Origin of the sequence: Jannaschia sp. W003 (genome assembly GCF_025144335.1) — a bacterium.
Lineage (GTDB): Bacteria > Pseudomonadota > Alphaproteobacteria > Rhodobacterales > Rhodobacteraceae > Jannaschia.
This window is the reverse complement of the sequence record NZ_CP083539.1, coordinates 1,576,449-1,595,879: the sequence shown is the minus strand read 5'-3', so window position 1 is coordinate 1,595,879 and position 19,431 is coordinate 1,576,449. Positions and strand designations below refer to the sequence as shown.

Below are 19,431 nucleotides of genomic sequence, written 5' to 3'. Positions count from 1 at the left end.
GCAACCGTGATCGCGCATCCGCCGGGCCGGGCGTCCGCCCCTGTCGATTGACACCCCCCGCGCCCGGAGGCATCCCCGGCGCACGCCAGACGAAGGGAGACGGAATGAACAAGGTCTACGGCACCGCCGCGGAGGCTCTGGACGGGCTGCTCCGGGACGGGATGTTCATCGCCGCGGGGGGCTTCGGCCTGTGCGGCATCCCCGAGCTGCTGCTCGCCGCCATCAAGGAGGCCGGCACGAAGGACCTTACCTTCGCGTCCAACAACGCGGGCGTGGACGACTTCGGCATCGGCATCCTCCTGCAGACCCGGCAGGTGCGGAAGATGATCTCGTCCTACGTGGGCGAGAACGCCGAGTTCATGCGCCAGTACCTGAGCGGCGAGCTGGAGCTGGAGTTCAACCCGCAAGGCACCCTGGCCGAGCGCATGCGCGCCGGCGGCGCGGGCATCCCGGGCTTCTACACCAAGACCGGCGTCGGCACCGTGGTGGCCGAGGGCAAGCCGCACATGGACTTCGACGGGCAGAGCTACGTCATGGAGCGCGGCATCGTGGCCGACCTCGCCATCGTGAAGGCCTGGAAGGCCGATGCGACCGGCAACGCCGTGTTCCGCAAGACCGCGCGCAATTTCAACGTGCCCGCCGCGACCTGCGGCAAGGTCTGCGTCATGGAAGTCGAGGAGATCGTGGAGACCGGCTCGCTCGATCCCGACCACATCCACCTGCCCGGCATCTACGTGCACCGCATCATCGAGGGCACCCACGAGAAGCGCATCGAGCAGCGCACCGTTCGCCAGAGGGAGACCGCCTGATGCCCTGGACCCGCGACCAGATGGCGGCGCGCGCCGCCGAGGAACTGGAAGACGGCATGTACGTGAACCTCGGCATTGGGATCCCGACGCTGGTGGCGAACTACGTCGGCGACAAGGACATCACGCTCCAGTCCGAGAACGGAATGCTGGGCATGGGCCCGTTCCCGTTCGAGGGCGACGAGGACCCCGACCTCATCAACGCCGGCAAGCAGACCATCACCGAGCTGCGCCGCACCGCCTACTTCGACTCGGCGACCTCGTTCGCCATGATCCGGGGCGGCAAGATCGCGGCCGCGATCCTGGGCGCGATGGAGGTGGCCGAGAACGGGGATCTCGCGAACTGGATGATCCCCGGCAAGCTCGTGAAGGGCATGGGCGGGGCGATGGACCTAGTCGCGGGCGTGGGCCGGGTGATCGTGGTGATGGACCATGCCAACAAGCACGGCGAGTCGAAGGTGCTGAAGGCCTGCACCCTGCCGCTGACCGGCGCGGGCGTGGTGGACCGGATCATCACCAACCTCGGCGTGCTCGACGTGGTCGAGGGCGGCCTGCGGATCGTGGAGCTGGCCGACGGCGTCACCGAGGAGGAGCTGCGGAGCCTCACCGAGGCGACGCTGGTCGATTGAGCGGGGGCTTTCCCGCGGCGGGCGACCCGCTGGCGCTGGCCGACTGGCGGCGGCGGGTTGCGGACCTCTACGCGCGGGTGCGCGGCGCGGAGCCGCGCGCCGGCTGGGACGACTGGCGCGCCACCCGCGCGGCGTTGTTCGCGGGGCACCCGTGCTCGCCGCTGGACGCGGGCCGGCGGGACGTGCCGGTGCGGCATTTCCCCTATGACCCCGCGCTGCGATTCGCGGCGGCGCTCGATCCGCTGGAGGGCGCCGAGGAGGCCGTGGACCTCGGGGCCGACGGACGCATGGTGCGGCGGGCGCTGGGGCGCACGCGGGGGCTGGCGGAGGCCTTGGGCGCGGAGCTGACGGTCTGGTGGATCGGCGGCTACGGCGGCGGGCTGTTCGTGCCGTTCCGGGACGCGACCAACGGCGCCGAGACCTATGGCGGCGGGCGCTACGTGCTCGATGCGGTGAAGGGTGCGGACCTCGGGTGCGAGGACGGGCGGCTCGTGCTCGACTTCAACTTCGCCTACCAGCCGAGCTGCGCGTGGGGGCCGTGGACCTGCCCGCTGGCACCGCCCGAGAACCAACTGCCCGAACGGGTAAGTGGCGGCGAACGGACCGACTAAGCTTCCTCATCTTGCCGGAAATACCTCGGGGGAGGCGCCGAAGGCGGCGGGGGCGGAGCCCCCTCCCCCTACCGGCTCGCCAACTCCGTGTGGAACACGCACCCGTCGCCCGGCATCACCGGGGGCGTGATGCACAGGCTGCGCGCCACGCTCCAGGCGGCCATGACCTTGGGCACGTAGGCGCGGGTCTCCTTGTAGGGCGGCACGCCCTTGTGGCGGCGCACGGCGCCCTCGCCGGCGTTGTAGCCCGCGAGCGCGAGCACGGGGTCGCCGAACTCGCCCACGAGCCAATCGAGATAGGCCACGCCGCCGCGGATGTTCTCGCCCGGGTCGGTGATGTCGCGCACGCCGAAGCGCTTCGCGGTGTCGGGGATGAGCTGCATCAGGCCGCGGGCGCCGGCGTGGCTGACGGCGTCGACGCGGCCGGCCGATTCCACGGAGATCAGGGCCAGCACCAGGGCGGGCGAGACGCGCTTGCCGGCGGAGTGGCGCAGGATGTCGCCGCCGTGGCGCGAGACGATGCGGCGCAGGGTCTCGAGGCGCGGGGCGCGCACGCCCGAGGCGGCGGGGGGCCGCGCGGCCACGCGGGTGGCGGCGGTGAAGCGGCCGGGCGCGGGCGCGATGTCGGGGCTCACGGCGCTCCAGAACCAGCTCTGGGAGCCGGCGGCGGTGGCGACCGCGGGGCTGGTGCGCAGGGCCACCGCGCCGGGCGCGTCGGGCTTGGCGGGGCGCGGGGCGCGCAGGTCGCCTGCCCCGGCCTCGATCGCCGCGGCGGTGGCGGCCGCGGCGCGCGCGGCGGCGGCGGCGGCGGTGGCGGCCTGGACGGCGCGCGCCGTGGGCGGTGCGATCTGGATCGTGATGCGCCGCGCCGTGGAGCCTGCCGCGGGGGGGCGCACGCGCTTGAAGGTGAACTCGGCGGAAGCGGGCGCGGGCGCGAGCGGGACGAGGAGCGCGCCCGCGAGCGCGAGGGAGATGATGTGCTTCATGGAAACTGCCCGATCGTTTCTGGTTTTCGCGCAAGGTGGCACGGGGCGGCGCGTTCTGTCGCCGCGGGGGCCGGGATTCGCGGCGGCGGTGTTGCCCGCACTCCGCTCCGGCCCGCAAAGGGCCCCGTTCCGGGGCGTCCGCCCCCCTCGCGACGCGGGCCGGACACAGGCTGGTGCGCGAATGCCCCTTAAGAAACGGTGAAATGGAGACTGTCCTCAATTCGCACGGAATCCGCCCCGTTTCCGCCCCATTCCGGCGCGAGACATGAACTCGCCGGACGGGACATGGACGCGATGGCAGACCGCGGGGACCGACACCGGCCAACACCAAGAGCACCGACGAAGTCGGGCATGGAACGCGACGATCGAGCAGGCCCGCGCAGGGTCTCCGCACGGCAGGCGGAGTCAGGCACGAAGACGGGTGGACGTCGCCGAGACCATCCCCTGGGCACCCCCAGGCCGAGGGACAGGGGGCCGCGCTGGCAGGCGCGGCCCTTTCCCGTTCCGCCCCCTTCCCCCCTGCGCCCCTCCCGGCCCGCCGGGCCGCGTGCGCGCCGTTTCCTCGGGGGTCGGCAAATCATCCCGGAAGCGGCCCGCGTTCACCAAATTCCTGCCCAGATTGGCCGACATATCCTCCTCATCGAACGGCAGACGCCTCGATGCCGAAACCGGACCCAGATGCTACTCAACCAAAGGACTGCCCCCATGCTGAACGCCATCAAGACCTTCTCCGCCGACGAATCCGGCGCCGTCACCGTCGACTGGGTGGTCCTGACCGCCGCGCTCGTGGGCCTCGGCCTCGCCGTGATGGGTGTCGTCTCCGGCGGCGTCGAGAACCTCTCGAACAACATCCAGGGCACGCTGAACTGCGACATGACCGGCTCGAGCTTCGCCGAGCTGAAGGCCGGCGGCACCGGCAGTTGCTGATCCGCCCAGCCTGACGACCCCAGGGGGGGCCGCGGAGCGATCCGCGGCCCCCTTCTTCGTTCGACTCCGCCGCGCGGCACCGCGGTGTTTCCACCGCCCCTCCCCCGAATCGCCGCAATGGGGGGCCATTGGGGAAACGATCCGGGCCCCCGCGCCCGACATCCAACCAAGGACATAGCCATGCGCGCGATCTTCCTTCTCGCCCTGCTCGCCGGCCTCGGCCTCGCGGGCTTCGCCATCATGCAGGCCCAGGACCGCTTCGGGCAGTACCGCGCCGCGCTCGACGAGACGCGCTCGGCGATCGTCGACGTCCAGGACGTCTACGTGGTGAAGCGCCAGATGCGCTACGGCGACGTCCTGCGTCCCCGCGACGTGCGCGCCACGCCCTGGCCCGCGGCGGCCCTGCCCACCGGCGCCTTCAAGAGCCTCGAGGAGATCTTCCCCGAGGGCGAGGAGGGCGAGCGCACCGTGCTGCGAGTGATGGAGCGCGGCGAGCCGCTCCTGACGGCCAAGGTCACCGAGCCGGGCGCCGACGCGGGCGTGGCCGCCACGCTGACGCCCGGCATGCGCGCCTTCGCGCTGCAGGTGGACGTGATGTCGGGCGTGTCGGGCTTCCTGCGCCCGGGCGACCGCGTGGACGTCTACTGGACCGGCTCGGGCGGCGACACCGGCGGGCTGACCCGCCTGATCCACGCCTCGCTGCCGCTCCTCGCCATCGACCAGCAGACCGACGACCAGCGCTCGGGCCCCACGATCGCGCGCACCGTCACGGTGGAGGCCCCCCCGGCCGTGGTCGCCAAGCTCGCCCAGGCCCAGGCCACGGGCAAGCTGACCCTGGCCCTGGTCGGCGTGCAGGACGAGACGACCTCGGACACCGTGGAGGCGACGCTCGACGCCATCATCGGGCCGGCCGAGCAGGTGCAGCGCCGCCGGACCTGCTCGCAGCGCCTGCGCAAGGGCTCCGAGGTGCAGATGATCCCGGTCCCCTGCCCCGAGGACGGCGCCGCCGGCTGGGACGCCATGCCCCCCGCCGGCGAGCCGGGCGCGCTGGTGGCCACGGCCCCCATGCCCGCGTTCGGCAACGACGGCTGAGCGTGCGCCGCGGCGGGCACCGGAGACGGCGGGCCTGGGCCCGCCGCTTTCGCGTTCCGGCGCCGCGCGGCGGCGCCCGTCCTGTGGCAAATGCCCAACAGGCGGGCACGGGCGGGCGCGCCGCGCCGCCACGGCGCTTGCCCGGTGCCGCCCCCCGTCCCATCCTGCCAGCGGCTCGGACCCGATCCTCCGCAGCCGTCGCAATCGGGCGCCAGACCCGAGCCGGCCGCCTCCGCGCGGCACGGCGCAACGACGAAAGAGCAGTTCGAAGCGAGAGGCAGGCACGATGACATTCAAGAAGGTCCTCCGGGCATTTCTGCTCGGAGCGGTGCTGGGTGCCGTCCCGGTCGCCCCCGCGATCGCGCAGGCGCTGAAGCTGGCCCAGGGCCAGTCCCAGTCGGCGCTCCGCGTCCCCCTCAACCGCGCGATCGTGCTCGAGAGCGAGGTGCCCTTCGCCGAGCTCAGCGTCGCGAACCCCGCGATCGCCGACATCGCCACGCTTTCGGAGCGCACGATCTACGTGCTGGGCAAGACGCCCGGCCGCACCACCCTCACGCTGCTGGGCGTGGACGGGCGGCTGCTGGCCAACGTGGAGGTGCACGTCACCCCCGACATCGCGGAGTTCAAGGAGCGCCTTGGCGAGCTGCTGCCCGGCGAGGGCATCGAGGTGCGCACCGCCAACGACGGCATCGTGCTGTCGGGCACGGTCAGCTCCTCGCAGCGCCTGAGCCAGGCCTTGGAGATCGCCGAGCGCTACGCCCCCGAGCGGGTGCTCAACCTCATGGTGGTGGGCGGCTCGCAGCAGGTCATGCTGAAGGTGCGATTCGCGGAGATGTCGCGCTCGGTCACGAAGGCGCTGGGCGCCAACCTCTCGGCCAGCGGCACCGGCTTCAACGGCGACGTCACGCTGGGCGCCTCCGGCGGCACCGGGGTCGGCAACGCGGCCGGCACCTACACGCTGGGCTTCCCGGGCGGCACGGTGGCGGTGAACCTCACGCTCGAGGCGCTGGAGAACAAGGGCCTCGTGCGCACCCTCGCCGAGCCCAACCTTACCTCGCTCTCGGGCCAGCCGGCGCGCTTCCTCGCGGGCGGCGAGATCCCGCTCCCGCAGATCGACGACGAGGGCAACGTGGGCGTCGACTTCCGCCCCTTCGGCGTGGAGCTGACCTTCACCCCCACGGTGGTGACCTCGGACATCATCAACCTGCAGCTCGACGCCTCGGTGTCGGACCTCGACGAGGCCAACGCCGTGAACATCAACGGCGCGCTGGTGCCGGGGCTGACGCGGCGCCAGACCACCACCACGGTGGAGCTGCGCGACGGCCAGACCTTCGCGATCGGGGGCCTGCTGCAGGACAACTTCACCGATTCGGCCACGCAGGTGCCCTTCCTCGGCGACCTTCCCGTGGTCGGCGCCCTGTTCCGCTCCGCGCAGTACCAGCGCCAGCAGTCGGAGCTGGTGGTCGTGATCACGGCCCACCTCGTGTCGCCCACCACCGGCGAGGCGGTCACGCTGCCCACCGACCGCATCCGCCCCCCGACCGAGAACGAGCTGTTCGTGTTCGGCCGCATCTCGGGCGAGACCGGCGCCCCGGCGCGCGCGTCCACCCGCGGTCCGGCGGCCGAGCACGACTTCTCGGGCAACTACGGCTACGTCCTGGAGTGATGGCGATGAACACCCCCCTCCTCCGCCGCGCGGCGCCCCTCGCCGCCCTCGCCCTGCTCGCCGCGTGCAGCGATCCCACCGGCGGGCGCGCGCCCGTGGCCGCGTCCTTCGACGACGGCGCGTTCGGCGCCGCGACCCGCGGCAACCACGCCGCGCAGATCGGCGCCGGCGCGGCCCTCACCGCGCTGGATGCCAAGTTCGCCGGCTCGGTGCCGGCGACCATCACCTTCGCCTTCAACAGCGCCGCGCTCGATGCGACCGCGCGCGCCGTGCTTGACCAGCAGGCGGACTTCATGCGCCAGTTCCCCGAGGTGCGCTTCTCGGTCTACGGGCACACCGACCTCGTGGGCTCCGACAGCTACAACCAGGCGCTCGGCCAGCGCCGCGCCGAGGCCGCGGTGGCCTATCTCGGACGCCGCGGCGTCGACCTCTCGCGCCTCGAGGCCCTCGTGTCCCTCGGCGAGACCCGGCCGGTGGTGCCCACCACCACGCCGGAGCGCGCGAACCGCCGCACCGTGACGCGGGTGGGCGGCTTCGTCGACGGCGACGGGCTGGTGCTCGACGGCAAGTACGCCAACCTCGTGTACCGCGCCTACGTGGCGAGCGCCGTGCCCGCGGCCCCGCCCGCCTGACGCCCCTCCCTTCCCGCGCCGCGCACGTCCACGGCCCCCCGCCCCGATATCCGGGCGGGGGGCCGTGTCCGTTCGGGCACCGTTCCCCGCCGCCGTGGCCCGGGGGCCGACATTTTCACGCTCCGGGTCCCATTGTTGCCCTGATTGTCGACCAACGAGGCGGGAACGAGGGCCACCGTGCCCCTTTCCACGCCGGCCCCGCGCGACGTCTCGCGGGCCGGCCCCGCCGCCCCCGGGCGCCGGGCCAGACAGGAAACAGGTGACAGGCCATGGACGATCACGCCCTGCAACCGGAACCCGCCCCGCTCGAGGCGGTGACGATCTCGCGCGACGTGCAGGAGTTCGACCTCCTCATCGAGGACATGGAGGCGGAACTGGGCGAGGCTTGGGGCGACCTGACCTTCGAGGAGGCCGCCGAGTTCCTCCGCCAGGACGAGGCCCGGCGCCTCAGCTTCGTGGTGGTCGCGGTGGACCACGCCGACGAGGGCGACATGGCGCGCATCGCCGCGGTGGTGAAGCAGGCCAAGCGCGCGGGGCTGCAGGTGATCCTGGTGGCCGACGGGCTCGGTCCGATGGTGCTGCACGAGCTGCTGCGCGCCGGGGCCGACGACTTCGCGCCCTATCCGCTGCCCGAGCACGCCCTCGCCGAGGCCATCTCCCACGTCCGCTCGCCGCGCGCCGAGGTCTCGCCGGCCATGGCCGCCGCGGCCGAGGAGGCCGGCCTCGAGACCGCCGCGCCGCCCGCCGCGCGCGAGGACGCCTCGGCCGCCCGCGTCTTCGCCTTCCAGGGCGTCGCCGGCGGCGCGGGCGCCTCGACGATCGCCGTCAACCTCGCCTGGGAGATGGCCACCGCCCGCAAGGGCGAGGGCCCCTCGGTCTGCCTGATCGACCTCGGGCTCCAGTTCGGATCGGTGGCGACCTACACGGACCTCTCGCGCAAGGACAACATCTACGAGATCCTGTCCGACACCGACGCCATGGACGAGCAGGCGTTCCGCCAGTCGCTGCAGCTCGTGCGCGACAAGGTCTGGGTGTTCACCGCGCCCGCCGAGCTGCTGCCCCTCGACCTGATCGGGCCCGACGACGTGCGCGCGCTGCTCGCGCTCGCGCGAAAGTGCTTCGACGTGGTGGTGATCGACGCGCCCGCGGCGCTGACGCAGTGGACCGACACGGTGATCTCGGAGTCGGACCGCTTCTTCTTCGTCTCCACGCTGGAGGTGCGCGCGGCGCAGAACGCCATGCGCCTGATCCGCCTGATGAAGAGCGAGGGCATCGACATGAGCCCCGTGGGCTGGGTCCTGAACCGCGCGCCGGGCCGGGGCGATTTGGCCTCGCGGGGCCGCGCCGACAAGCTGGCCGAGATGCTCGACGTGCGCTTCGACGCGGTGCTGCCCGACGGCGGCAAGGCCGTGACCGAGGCCAACGACCAGGCCCAGCCGCTCGCCGCGGCCGCCCCCAAGGCGCCCGTGCGCCGCGAGATCGCCGCCCTCGCGGGCCGCCTCGCCGCCGCCGGCGCGCTCAACGCGGCCACGCCCGCACCCAAGGGCCGCAAGGTCTTCGGCATCAAGTTCGGCTGAGGAATACCCGATGTTCTCGCGCTACAAGAAGTCCGCGATCGAGGGCGCCAGCCCCGTGGAGCCCGCCGCCGCGGCCCCCGCCGCGAAGCCCGCGCCCGCCGCCGCGGCCGACGCCCCCGCCGCCCCCGCGGCGAAGGCCCCCGCCGCGCGCCGCGACGCCGGCGAGGCGCCCGCGAAGGCCAAGGCGCCCGGCGCCGACCTCAAGCGCCGCGAGCGCATCGAGGAGCTGAAGACCGAGATGCACCACCGGCTTCTCGACAACCTCAACCTCGGCGCCCTCGAGAAGGCCGACGCCACCGCCCTGCGCGCGGAGATCACCGCGATCACCTCCGAGGAGCTGGGCAACATGGGCGTGATCCTCGGGCGCGAGGACCGAGACATCCTGAACACCGAGCTGTTCGACGAGGTGATGGGCCTCGGCCCCCTCGAGCCGCTGCTGCGCGACGACAGCGTCAACGACATCCTCGTGAACGGCCCGCACAACATCTACATCGAGCGCGCCGGCAAGCTGCAGAAGTCGGACATCCGCTTCAAGGACGAGCGGCACCTCCTGCGCATCATCGACAAGATCGTCTCGGCCGTGGGCCGGCGCGTCGACGAGTCCAATCCTTACGTCGACGCGCGCCTCAAGGACGGCTCGCGCTTCAACGCCATGGTGCCCCCGGTGGCCGTGGACGGCTCGCTGGTCTCGATCCGCAAGTTCAAGAAGGAGAAGCTCGGGGTCGACGACCTCGTGAGCTTCGGCGCCTTCACCGAGGAGATGGCCGCCTACCTGCAGGCCGCCGGCGCCTGCCGCCTCAACGTCATCGTCTCGGGCGGCACCGGCTCGGGCAAGACCACCACGCTCAACGCGCTGTCGAGCTTCATCGGCCACGCCGAGCGCGTGCTCACCATCGAGGACACCGCGGAGCTGCAGCTCCAGCAGGACCACGTGGGCCGCATGGAGAGCCGCCCCCCCAACGTGGAGGGAAAGGGCGCGGTCACCCAGCGCGACTGCCTGCGCAACGCCCTGCGGATGCGCCCCGACCGCATCATCGTCGGCGAGACCCGCGGCGAGGAGGTGATCGACATGCTCCAGGCCATGAACACCGGCCACGACGGCTCCATGACCACGATCCACGCGAACTCCGCGCGCGACGCCGTGAGCCGTCTCGAGAACATGATCGCCATGGCCGGCATCGAGATGCCCATCAAGGCGGTGCGCGCCCAGATCGCCTCGGCGGTGAACCTGATCGTGCAGGCGAGCCGCCTGCAGGACGGCTCGCGGCGCATGGTCTCGATCACGGAAGTGACGGGCATGGAGGGCGAGGTGATCACCATGCAGGAGATTTTCCGCTACGAGCGCCTCGGGCTGGAGAAGGACGGCACGATCATCGGCCGCTTCACCGCCACCGGCATCCGCTCGCACTACGCGGACCGCTTCAAGGCCTGGGGCTACGACCTGCCCGGCTCGATCTACGAACCCGCCGCGGCGAAGGGCTGAACCGATGGAAATCAGTGCGGAACCGCTCATCTACCTCGCGATCTTCGCGTCGGTCTACCTGTGCATCGGCGCGATCTACATGCTGGTCTTCGGCCAGTCGATCAAGCTGAACAACCGGGTCAACCGGCGCCTGTCGCTCCTGGAGAAGGGCGCCACCAAGGACACGGTGATGGCCCAGCTCCGCAAGGAGATGAGCCAGCACGACGGCGCCAAGTCGATCCCGCTCTACTCCTTGATCGCCGAGAAGGCGCAGAAGGCCAACCTCGCCTTCACGCCCGGCATGCTGATCGGGATCATGGGCCTGCTGACGGTGGTGTCCTTCGGGATGCTCTCGGTGTTCACTTCGGCCAACACGGCGATGACGGCGGTGCTGTCGGTCGTGTTCGGGGTGGGCTCGGTCTACATGTGGGTCGGCAAGGCCGCCAAGAAGCGCCTCGGCATGATGGAGGAGCAGCTTCCTGACGCGATCGAGCTGATCGTGCGCTCCTTGCGCGTGGGCCACCCCCTCAACTCCGCGATCGGCATCGTCGCCAAGGAGGTCGCCGACCCGCTGGGCACCGAGATGGGCTTCATCGCCGACGAGGCCGCCTACGGGCGCGACGTCTCCGAGGCGCTGCGCAGCCTCGCCGAGCGCACGGGGCTGCAGGACATGCGCTTCCTGGCCGTGGCCGTCGCCATCCAGCAGAAGTCGGGCGGCAACCTCGCCGAGATCCTGGAAGGCCTCAGCCGCGTGGTGCGCGCGCGCTTCAAGCTGTTCCGCAAGGTCAAGGCGATCACCGCCGAGGCCCGCTGGTCGGGCATCTTCCTGTCGTCGTTCCCGATTCTCGCGCTGGTGGCGATCAACGTCATGAAGCCGGACTACTACGAGGACGTGATCGACACCCCCTACTTCATCCCCGCCGCGGCGGTGGTCGTGATCTTCCTGCTCGTGAACATCGTCTACATGCGCATGATGGTCAACATCAAGGTCTGAGGGTTTTCAATGGCTTACTTCGACATGGTGGTGGAAGCGCTGCTCGGGCCCGACGGCATGATGTACGTGGCGGGGGCGGCCGGCCTCCTGCTGATCGTGCTCTCGCTGCCCATGGTGATGCGCAAGCGCGTCGACCCGCTCGACCGCCTGCGCGAGGACCGGGGCTCCGAGAGCCACGAGGAGAACGTGGAGCGGCTGTCGAAGCACGGCGCCTCGAACGAGTTCCTCACGAAGTACGCCGCCTACCTCGAGCCCGAGGACGAGGACGAGCTGTCCAAGACCCGCATGATGCTGGTGCGCGCCGGCTACGGCGGGCGCGACGCGGTGCGCACGCTCAACGCGGCGCAGATGGTGCTCGGCCTCGGCCTGCTGACCATCGGCGTGTTCTACGTGCTGGTGCTGGCGCCGGGCATGAGCCCGGTGAACATGTTCCTCTACTCCGTGGTGCCCGGCCTCGTGGGCTACTACGCGCCGAAGTACTGGCTGCAGAAGCGCGTGGCCAAGCGCCAGGAGGAGATCCAGGACGGCTTTCCTGACAGCCTCGACCTGCTGCTCGTGTGCGTCGAGGCGGGCCAGTCGCTCGACCAGTCGATCATCCGCATGGCCACCGAGATCGAGCCCTCCTACCCCGCCCTCGCCCAGGAGTTCCTGCTGGTCTCCCACGAGATGAAGGCCGGCAAGGACAAGGGCGACGTGCTTCGCGCCATGGCCGAGCGCTGCGACCTGCAGGACATCACCTCCTTCGTGACCGTGCTGATCCAGTCCCAGAGCTTCGGCACCTCGATCGCCGACGCCCTGCGCGTCTACGCCGCCGAGATGCGCGACAAGCGCGTGATGCGCGCCGAGGAGAAGGCCAACGTGCTGCCCACGAAGCTGACCGTGGGCACGATGATGTTCTGCGTGCCGCCCCTCCTGATCATCCTGATCGGGCCGTCGATCTTCGGCATCTCGCAGTCGCTCGGCGGCGGCGGGGGGAGCTTCTGATGCCCCGCCGCGCCCTGCCCCTCCTCCTCGGCACGCTCCTCCTCGCCGCGTGCCAGCCCGGCGGCCCCGTGGGCCGCGCCGCCACGGGCGATCTGCTCGCGCCGCCGGGCGCCGACGCCTCCGCCGCGGGCGTCGACCCCGCGCTGGTGGGCGACCGGCTGATGGCGGCCGGCGAGTTCGACCTCGCCCACGCCTCCTACACCCGCGCCGCCGCGACCGGCCCCGCGGGGCTGACGCCGGCGCTGATGCGCTCCATGGCCGGGGCCGACCTCGCCATGGGTCGCCTCGGCGCCGCCGAGGCGCTCCTGCGCGACGCCGTCGAGGCCGACCCCGGGGATGCCGCCGCCTGGAACGACCTCGGCGTGGTGCTGATGGAGCGCGGCGAGGCCGGCGAGGCGGCCGAGAGCTTCCGCCGCGCCTTCGCGCTCGATCCCGACAGGCCACAGATCCTCGACAATCTTCGCCTCGCGCTCGATCGGCGCGAGGCCCTCCGCTACGCTTTGCAGGACGAAGGGGAAGACGCCTTCACCCTCACGCGGCGCCGGGACGGCGTGTACCGGATCGACGTCGCGCAATGAAAAGAACCGAAGGCACGAGCAGAACAAGGACGCCAAAGATGCGCCAGACCATCCTGACGGGCCTCCTCCTCGGAGGCAGCCTCGCCCTGTCCGCCTGCACCGGCGGCGTGGGCGGCGACGTGAACAAGGCCCTCTCCGGCCTCGACGAGGAGGGCGGCATCCGCGAGGTGATGCTCTCCGTGGCCGAGCCCGGCGAGGCGGTCGCCTACTTCCAGAACCGCCTCGGCAAGGACCCCGGCAACGCCGAGCACGCCCGCGACCTCGCCCGCAGCCTCGTGCGCGCCGGACGCTCCACCGAAGCCGTGCTGGCGTGGCGCAAGGTACTGGCCCACGAGGACGCCGGGCCCGAGGACCAGGTGGAGCTGGCCGACGCGCTGATCCGCACCTCGGAGTGGCGCGAGGCCAAGACCACGCTCGACGGCGTGCCGCCCTCGCACCGGACCTTCCAGCGCTACCGCCTCGAGGCGATGGTGGCCGACTCGACCCGCGACTGGACCCGCGCCGACAGCTTCTACGAGACCGCCGTGGACCTGACGACCCGCCCCGCGGGCGTGCTGAACAACTGGGGCTACTCGAAGCTCACCCGCGGCGACGCCCCGGGCGCCGAGCGCCTGTTCACCGAGGCGATCACCCACGACGCAGGCCTCTTCACCGCCAAGAACAACCTCGTTCTCGCCCGCGCCACGCGCCGCGTCTACGCGCTGCCCGCGGTGCCCGTCAGCCAGGAGGAGCGCGCGCAGCTCCTGCACACCGCGGCCCTGGCGGCGATCAAGCAGGGTGACGCCGACATCGGACGCAACCTCCTGGAGGACGCGATCGACACCCATCCGCGCCACTTCGAGCCCGCCGTGCGCGCGCTCGAGGCGCTGAACCTTTGAAGGAATGACCGCCATGGAGATCGCCGTCGCCGCGCCGCAGATGCAGGGGATCGTGCTGGGGCTCCTGTCCCTGCCGATCTGCCTGTGGGTCGCCTACACCGACCTGTCGGTGATGAAGATCCGCAACGAGGCGGTGCTGGCGCTGCTGGCGCTCTTCGCGGTGGGCGGCTTCTTCGTGCTGCCCCTCGAGGACTGGGCGTGGCGCTGGACGCACTTCGCCGTGGTGCTGCTGGCGGGCTTCGCGTTCTCGTCCCTGCGGATGCTGGGCGCGGGCGACGCCAAGTTCATGGCCGCCATGGCGCCCTTCGTGGCCCTGCCCGACGCCAACCTCGTGCTCCTGCTGATGTCGGGCCTCCTGCTGCTGACCTTCGCGCTGCACCGCGCGGCGGGCGCCTTGGAGCCGGTGCGCGCCATTACCCCCGGCTGGGAGTCCTGGAAGCGCCCCGAGGAGGGCCGCAAGACGCGCTTCCCCATGGGCATCACCCTGGCCGCCACCCATCTCGCCTATCACGGCCTCGCCGCCGCGAACGGCCTCTAGGAGGGCCCGCCCCATGAACATGCACGTCGATCCCGCCCTCTCGGGGGGCGTCCCCGCCCCCGCCCCGCCGCGCACCCTGGCCGACACCGGCCTGTCGGGCGTTATGCTGCGGGACATCCTGCTCAAGACCATGTTCCGCAAGGCCGTGGAGACCGCGCGCGAGATCGGCGAGGCGATCCACCTGTCGGTGCCCCTCACGCAGCAGCTGGTGGACCAGTGCCGCGACGCAGGGCTGCTGCAGAGCACCGGCACCATGCACGCGGGCGCGTCGGGCGAGATGGGCTTCCAGCTCACCGACGGCGGCAAGGCCCGCGCCGCCGACGCGCTGGCCCAGTCCGAGTACTACGGCGCCCTGCCCGTGCCCCTGGAGCGCTACAAGCAGCAGGTCCATGCCCAGTCGGTACGCAACATCCGCATCACCCGCGAGAGCCTCACCCGCTCCATGGGCCACCTGATCCTGCCGCCGGGCCTGATCGACCAGCTCGGGCCGGCCGTGGGCTCGGGCCGCTCGGTGCTGATGTACGGCCCCCCCGGCAACGGGAAGTCCTCGATCGCGGAAGGCATCCGCGCCGCCCTCGGCGACCAGATCTGGATCCCCCAGGCGATCGAGTACGCGGGCCAGGTCATCACCGTGTTCGACCCGATCGTCCATACGGCCGTGCCCCGCCGCCAGGAGGAGGGGAGCCTGCGCCGCTCGGGCCTGCGCGTGGACGAGCGCTACGTGCTCTGCCAGCGCCCCACGGTGATGACCGGCGGCGAGCTGTCGCTGTCGATGCTGGACCTGAACTACAACGCGGTGGCCCGCACCTATCAGGCCTCGCTCCAGCTGAAGTCCTCGGGCGGCGTGTTCATCGTCGACGACCTCGGACGTCAGGAGGAGCCGCCCCAGGCCCTGATCAACCGCTGGATCGTGCCGATGGAGATGGGCTACGACATCCTCGCCCTGCAGTCGGGCGAGAAGTTCGAGGTGCCCTTCGACACGCTCGTGGTGTTCTCCACCAACTTCCACCCCAACAAGATCTTCGACGTGGCCGCGCTGCGCCGGATCTTCTTCAAGGTGATCATCGACGGGCCGAGCCAGGCGGACTTCCTGAAGATCTTCGCGATGGTGGCGAAGAAGAAGAAGATGAAGCTCTCGGAAGGCGCCCTCGTGCACCTGCTGAAGACCAAGTACCCCACCATCAAGAACGTCTACGCGAACTACCACGCGCCGTTCCTGATCGACCAGATGATCGCCGTGTGCGACTTCGAGGGCATCCCCTACGAGATGACCCCCGAGCTGGTGGACCGTGCCTGGGAGAACCTGTTCGTGAAGGAGGGCGACATCGTCCACTGACCCCCGTGGCCCGGACGCCGCACCCGCCCGGGGCGCGGCACCTTCGGGTCCCACTCGGGCCACAATCCGCCCCGATCCTGTGCGCGAGGCCGCGACGCCGCGCAGCAGACGAGGGGCATCCCATGACCACAGACATCTCCACCGACCGGCCCGCCCGGGGCCGTCTGGGGCCGCTGCCGCTGGCAGCGGTCCTCTTGGCCGCCGCGGGCCTCGTGGCCGCGACGCTCGCCGGGCGCGAGGACGCCCACGGCAGCCTCGACCGCAGCATGCTCTCCGACGTGCAGTCCGTGGGCTTCGACGCCCGCGCGCTCGACGGCGCGCTCGCGCGCGCCTGCGCCGTGACGGGCTGCGACGGCGCCGACCTCGCCGCGATCTACGGCGCCGGCGTGGACGCCATGGACGACGCGGCGCTCGCGGAGGCTCTCGCCCTCGCCCGCGTCGTCGCCCGCTCCAGCGCCGAGGCGCTCGGCCGCGCCGGCGATGGCGGCGCCCGCGCCGCGCGCCTGCGCGCCCAGGCCGAGGCCGACGCCGCGGTCGCCCGCTTCCACGAGGCCGAGGCCGCCCGCCGCTCCGCCGCGCTCGCAGGATAGCCCGAAAGCTTTCCACGGGACGCCACGAGATCGCCCCCTTCCCCAACGACAACCCGCATCATCGGAACAGCGAAGCGATCCCCCAGGAGGTCATCATGCAGAATTTCATCAAAGACGAATCCGGCGCCGTCACCGTCGACTGGGTGGTCCTGACCGCCGCGCTGGTCGGCCTCGGCCTCGCCGTGATGGGCGTCGTCGCGACCGGCGTCGAGACCACCTCCACCAACATCGACAGCCAGATGACGAGCGGCACCGTGATCCGCACCTCGTTCACCGGCAACGAGATGGGCGCCTACGCCGCGGCCTGCGGCTCGGCCGACTGCTCCGGCTTCGCCTCGGGCGACCAGATCAAGGCGATGAGCAACGCCGATCTGTTCGACGCGCAGGACGAGTACAGCCGTGCGGGCCTCGCGACCCGCGACGACGTCGATGCGACATACGGCGAGAGCTACACCCGCGGCGAGGACGGCTCCTGGGGCTTCAACGACTCCGACGGCAACTACGTGAGGGACGACGGCGCCACCACGAGCTACGAGTCCGACTACGCCCAGGCGAGCGCGAACGACAGCTACGGCTCGGCGCTGCAGGCGGAATCGAACGCCCGCCCGACCTACGCGGCCGACACCGCCCCGACCGACGGCTGACCGCCGCACCACCGCACGACGCCAAGGGCGGCCCTCCGGGGTCGCCCTTTCTCCGTCCCGGCCCTATCTCCGTCGGATGGATCTTCCCCCCGCCCTCGAGCGCTGGCTCGCCGACCGCCACTGGTCGCTCCACCCCCACCAGCGCGCGATGCTGGACCGCGCCGCGGAGCCGTCGCTCCTGCTGATCGCCCCCACCGGCGGCGGCAAGACCTTGGCCGGCTTCCTGCCCACCCTGGCCGAGATCACCGAGCACGGCCACGAGGGGCTCCACACCCTCTATGTCTCGCCCCTCAAGGCCCTCGCCAACGACATCCGCCGCAACCTGCGCATCCCCATCGAGGAGGCGGGCCTGCCCGTGCGCGTCGAGGACCGCACCGGCGACACCTCGCAGTCGGTCCGCAAGCGCCAGCGCGCCGACCCGCCGCATATCCTCCTGACCACGCCCGAGAGCCTGGCGCTCATGTGCTCCTACCCCGACGCCGAGCGCACCTTCCGGGGCCTGCGCCGGGTGATCGTCGACGAGATCCACGCATTGGCCGAGAACAAGCGCGGCGATCAGCTCATGCTCGCCCTCTCGCGCCTCCAGGCCCTCGCGCCCGGCCTGCGGCGCGTGGGCCTGTCGGCCACCGTGGACGACCCCGGGGTCATCGCCCACTACCTCGCGCGCCACCCCGACCCCTGCCCCGTGCTCCACGCCGATCCCGGCCCGCCGCCCGACGTGGCCATCCTGGAGACCGAGGAGTCGCCCCCCTGGGCCGGCGCCGGGGGCCGCTACGCGATCCCGTCCATCCTAAAGGCGGTGCGCGCCCACCGCACCACGCTGATCTTCCACAACACCCGCGCGCAGGCCGAGCTGTTCTTCCACGCCCTCTGGCTCGCCAACGAGGACGACCTGCCGATCGGCATCCACCATGGGGCATTGGCCCGCGAGCAGCGGGTGCGGGTGGAGCAGGCCATGGCCGAAGGCTCCCTGCGCGCCATCGTCGCCACCTCCTCGCTCGACCTCGGCATCGACTGGGGCGACGTGGACCTCGTGATCCAGGTCGGCGCGCCCAAGAAGGTCAAGCAGCTCGTCCAGCGCATCGGCCGCGCCAACCACCGCTACAATGCGCCCTCGAAGGCCCGGCTGGTGCCCGCCAACCGCTTCGAGGTGATCGAGTGCCGCGCAGCCCTGGAGGCGGTGCGCGACGGCCAGCTCGACGGCGACCTGCGCCTCGACGGCCCGCGCGACGTGCTCTGCCAGCACATCGCCCTCGTGGCCTGCGCGGGCGACTTCGAGGCGGACGCCCTCTTCGCCGAGGTCCGCACCGTCGGCCCCTACTCCGGCCTCTCGCGCGGGGAGTTCGACGAGTGCCTCGAGTTCGTGGCCACCGGCGGCTACGCCCTGCGTGCCTACGACCGCTACCAGCGCCTCAAGGAGCGCGAGCCCGGAGTCTGGGGCCTGCGCGACCCCCGGGCCGCGCGCCAGATCCGCATGAACCTCGGGACGATCATCGACACCGACACCCTCAAGGTCCGGTTCCGGGGGCGCGGGGGCCTTCCCTTGGGCGAGGTCGAGGAGGGCTTCGCCACCACGCTCACCAAGGGCGACACCTTCCTCATGGGCGGGCAGGTCGTGCGCTACGAGAACATGCGCGAGATGACCGTGGAGGTCTCGCCGAACCCCTCCAAGGAGCCGCGGATCGCCACCTACATCGGCTACAAGTGGACCACCTCGGTCCAGCTCGCCGAGCGCATCCAGCGCATCCTCTCGGACCCCGCCCATTGGACGGACCTGCCCGGGCACACCCGCTTCTGGCTCGGCCTTCAGCAGGAGAACTCCCAGCTTCCCCAGCCCGGCCGCCTCCTGGTCGAGCACTTCCCCCGCGACGGGCGCCACCATGTCGCCTTCTACGGCTTCGCGGGCCGCAACGCGCACCAGACGCTGGCCCTCCTGATAACCAAGGGCATGGAAGAGCGCGGCCTTGACCCGCTCGGCTTCGTGGCCACCGACTACGCCGCGATGATCTGGGGCCTGAAGCCCGTGGGCGACATCCGCCCCTTCCTGCGCCACGAGGGGGTCCACGACGCGCTGGAGAGCTGGCTGCGCGGGAATGCGGTGATGAAGCGTACCTTCCGCTCGGCCGCCATCATCGCCGGCCTGATCGACCGCAACTACCCGGGCAAGCGCACCTCCGGGCGGCAGGCGACCTTCTCGTCGGACATCCTCTACGACACGCTGCACCGCTACGACCCCGAGCACCTGATGCTGAAGATCACCGAGGAGGAGGCGATGCGCGGGCACATCGACTTCGCCCGGGTGGAGCTGCTGCTGGACACCGTGGGCGACCGGATCGACCAGATCGCCCTGGATCGCGTGTCCCCCCTCGCGGCGCCCCTGTTCCTGGAGCGGGGCCGCGTGCCCATCAAGGGCGTCGCCGAGGCGCGGCTGATCGAGGAGGAGGCCGAGCGGCTGATGGCCGAGGCGGGGCTGGAGTACGAATGAGCCCCTTGCGAACGAA

The 19,431-nt window shown here is 71.6% G+C and carries 19 protein-coding genes; 18 read left to right on the top strand and 1 reads right to left on the bottom strand.

From position 1 onward, the window contains the following. Positions 1–104 precede the first annotated feature (104 nt). From K3554_RS07860 to K3554_RS07850, 3 genes are read left to right on the top strand one after another with little or no spacing between them, the layout of a single operon-like run. A complete protein-coding gene (locus K3554_RS07860) occupies positions 105–809 on the top strand; it encodes a CoA transferase subunit A (protein WP_259945657.1) in 705 nt (234 codons plus the stop codon). Beyond that, entirely contained in the window at positions 809–1,435 is a 627-nt protein-coding gene (locus K3554_RS07855; RefSeq protein WP_259945655.1) for a CoA transferase subunit B, read from the top strand. Before K3554_RS07860 ends, K3554_RS07855 begins: the two co-directional genes overlap by 1 nt. Continuing rightward, positions 1,432–2,046, top strand: coding sequence for a DUF1684 domain-containing protein (locus K3554_RS07850; protein WP_259945654.1), 615 nt, complete (start codon positions 1,432–1,434; stop codon positions 2,044–2,046). The genes K3554_RS07855 and K3554_RS07850 overlap by 4 nt, the downstream gene beginning before the upstream one ends. 68 nt (positions 2,047–2,114) lie before the next feature. On the opposite strand, the gene K3554_RS07845 is transcribed toward K3554_RS07850, so the two are convergent. Next, complete coding sequence (locus K3554_RS07845; protein ID WP_259945651.1) at positions 2,115–3,032, bottom strand: lytic transglycosylase domain-containing protein; 918 nt, start codon at positions 3,030–3,032, stop codon at positions 2,115–2,117. A gap of 705 nt (positions 3,033–3,737) precedes the next feature. Here K3554_RS07845 and K3554_RS07840 point away from each other — a divergent pair. From K3554_RS07840 to K3554_RS07770, 15 genes are all read left to right on the top strand, one after another. After that, positions 3,738–3,959: a Flp family type IVb pilin gene (locus K3554_RS07840; RefSeq protein ID WP_259945648.1), complete on the top strand. Its 222-nt coding sequence runs from the start codon at positions 3,738–3,740 to the stop codon at positions 3,957–3,959. Between the two features lie 180 nt (positions 3,960–4,139). Then, the gene (gene cpaB, locus K3554_RS07835) at positions 4,140–5,051 is read left to right on the top strand and encodes a Flp pilus assembly protein CpaB (protein ID WP_259945646.1); all 912 of its coding nucleotides are present in this window, start codon (positions 4,140–4,142) and stop codon (positions 5,049–5,051) included. 286 nt (positions 5,052–5,337) lie between these two features. Then, on the top strand, positions 5,338–6,717 hold the full coding sequence (locus tag K3554_RS07830; RefSeq protein ID WP_259945644.1) for a type II and III secretion system protein family protein: 1,380 nt from the start codon (positions 5,338–5,340) through the stop codon (positions 6,715–6,717). A gap of 5 nt (positions 6,718–6,722) precedes the next feature. Then, a complete protein-coding gene (locus K3554_RS07825) occupies positions 6,723–7,349 on the top strand; it encodes an OmpA family protein (RefSeq protein ID WP_259945643.1) in 627 nt (208 codons plus the stop codon). A gap of 269 nt (positions 7,350–7,618) precedes the next feature. After that, on the top strand, positions 7,619–8,926 hold the full coding sequence (locus K3554_RS07820; protein ID WP_259945641.1) for an AAA family ATPase: 1,308 nt from the start codon (positions 7,619–7,621) through the stop codon (positions 8,924–8,926). A 10-nt stretch (positions 8,927–8,936) separates the two neighbouring features. Further along, positions 8,937–10,409, top strand: a complete 1,473-nt coding sequence (locus K3554_RS07815; RefSeq protein WP_259945638.1) for a CpaF family protein — start codon at positions 8,937–8,939, stop codon at positions 10,407–10,409. A 4-nt stretch (positions 10,410–10,413) separates the two neighbouring features. Continuing rightward, the gene (locus K3554_RS07810; protein WP_259945635.1) at positions 10,414–11,382 is read left to right on the top strand and encodes a type II secretion system F family protein; all 969 of its coding nucleotides are present in this window, start codon (positions 10,414–10,416) and stop codon (positions 11,380–11,382) included. A gap of 9 nt (positions 11,383–11,391) precedes the next feature. Next, entirely contained in the window at positions 11,392–12,366 is a 975-nt protein-coding gene (locus K3554_RS07805) for a type II secretion system F family protein (RefSeq protein ID WP_259945632.1), read from the top strand. Further along, positions 12,366–12,944 (top strand): tetratricopeptide repeat protein, encoded by a 579-nt coding sequence (locus K3554_RS07800; protein WP_259945631.1) that lies wholly within the window; start codon positions 12,366–12,368, stop codon positions 12,942–12,944. Before K3554_RS07805 ends, K3554_RS07800 begins: the two co-directional genes overlap by 1 nt. A 38-nt stretch (positions 12,945–12,982) precedes the next feature. After that, positions 12,983–13,822 (top strand): lipopolysaccharide assembly protein LapB, encoded by an 840-nt coding sequence (locus K3554_RS07795; protein ID WP_259945627.1) that lies wholly within the window; start codon positions 12,983–12,985, stop codon positions 13,820–13,822. A 13-nt stretch (positions 13,823–13,835) separates the two neighbouring features. Next, positions 13,836–14,360 (top strand): prepilin peptidase, encoded by a 525-nt coding sequence (locus K3554_RS07790; RefSeq protein ID WP_259945624.1) that lies wholly within the window; start codon positions 13,836–13,838, stop codon positions 14,358–14,360. A gap of 13 nt (positions 14,361–14,373) precedes the next feature. Further along, the gene (locus tag K3554_RS07785; protein ID WP_259945621.1) at positions 14,374–15,696 is read left to right on the top strand and encodes an ATPase; all 1,323 of its coding nucleotides are present in this window, start codon (positions 14,374–14,376) and stop codon (positions 15,694–15,696) included. Positions 15,697–15,818: 122 nt separating this feature from the next. After that, entirely contained in the window at positions 15,819–16,286 is a 468-nt protein-coding gene (locus tag K3554_RS07780; protein ID WP_259945619.1) for a hypothetical protein, read from the top strand. A 95-nt stretch (positions 16,287–16,381) separates the two neighbouring features. Continuing rightward, complete coding sequence (locus tag K3554_RS07775; protein ID WP_259946009.1) at positions 16,382–16,930, top strand: Flp family type IVb pilin; 549 nt, start codon at positions 16,382–16,384, stop codon at positions 16,928–16,930. Positions 16,931–17,006: 76 nt separating this feature from the next. Beyond that, a complete protein-coding gene (locus tag K3554_RS07770) occupies positions 17,007–19,415 on the top strand; it encodes a ligase-associated DNA damage response DEXH box helicase (protein WP_259945616.1) in 2,409 nt (802 codons plus the stop codon). The last annotated feature ends 16 nt before the right edge of the window (positions 19,416–19,431 follow it).

Bases quoted from the DNA above. Each gene is read 5' to 3' on its own strand.
- K3554_RS07810 (WP_259945635.1), top strand. From the start codon at position 10,414: ATGGAAATCAGTGCGGAACCGCTCATCTACCTCGCGATCTTCGCGTCG.
- K3554_RS07780 (WP_259945619.1), top strand. From the start codon at position 15,819: ATGACCACAGACATCTCCACCGACCGGCCCGCCCGGGGCCGTCTGGGG.
- K3554_RS07845 (WP_259945651.1), bottom strand. From the start codon at position 3,032: ATGAAGCACATCATCTCCCTCGCGCTCGCGGGCGCGCTCCTCGTCCCG.
- K3554_RS07775 (WP_259946009.1), top strand. From the start codon at position 16,382: ATGCAGAATTTCATCAAAGACGAATCCGGCGCCGTCACCGTCGACTGG.
- K3554_RS07815 (WP_259945638.1), top strand. From the start codon at position 8,937: ATGTTCTCGCGCTACAAGAAGTCCGCGATCGAGGGCGCCAGCCCCGTG.
- K3554_RS07800 (WP_259945631.1), top strand. From the start codon at position 12,366: ATGCCCCGCCGCGCCCTGCCCCTCCTCCTCGGCACGCTCCTCCTCGCC.
- cpaB (WP_259945646.1), top strand. From the start codon at position 4,140: ATGCGCGCGATCTTCCTTCTCGCCCTGCTCGCCGGCCTCGGCCTCGCG.
- K3554_RS07860 (WP_259945657.1), top strand. From the start codon at position 105: ATGAACAAGGTCTACGGCACCGCCGCGGAGGCTCTGGACGGGCTGCTC.
- K3554_RS07785 (WP_259945621.1), top strand. From the start codon at position 14,374: ATGAACATGCACGTCGATCCCGCCCTCTCGGGGGGCGTCCCCGCCCCC.
- K3554_RS07795 (WP_259945627.1), top strand. From the start codon at position 12,983: ATGCGCCAGACCATCCTGACGGGCCTCCTCCTCGGAGGCAGCCTCGCC.
- K3554_RS07805 (WP_259945632.1), top strand. From the start codon at position 11,392: ATGGCTTACTTCGACATGGTGGTGGAAGCGCTGCTCGGGCCCGACGGC.
- K3554_RS07770 (WP_259945616.1), top strand. From the start codon at position 17,007: ATGGATCTTCCCCCCGCCCTCGAGCGCTGGCTCGCCGACCGCCACTGG.
- K3554_RS07790 (WP_259945624.1), top strand. From the start codon at position 13,836: ATGGAGATCGCCGTCGCCGCGCCGCAGATGCAGGGGATCGTGCTGGGG.
- K3554_RS07825 (WP_259945643.1), top strand. From the start codon at position 6,723: ATGAACACCCCCCTCCTCCGCCGCGCGGCGCCCCTCGCCGCCCTCGCC.
- K3554_RS07830 (WP_259945644.1), top strand. From the start codon at position 5,338: ATGACATTCAAGAAGGTCCTCCGGGCATTTCTGCTCGGAGCGGTGCTG.
- K3554_RS07820 (WP_259945641.1), top strand. From the start codon at position 7,619: ATGGACGATCACGCCCTGCAACCGGAACCCGCCCCGCTCGAGGCGGTG.
- K3554_RS07840 (WP_259945648.1), top strand. From the start codon at position 3,738: ATGCTGAACGCCATCAAGACCTTCTCCGCCGACGAATCCGGCGCCGTC.
- K3554_RS07855 (WP_259945655.1), top strand. From the start codon at position 809: ATGCCCTGGACCCGCGACCAGATGGCGGCGCGCGCCGCCGAGGAACTG.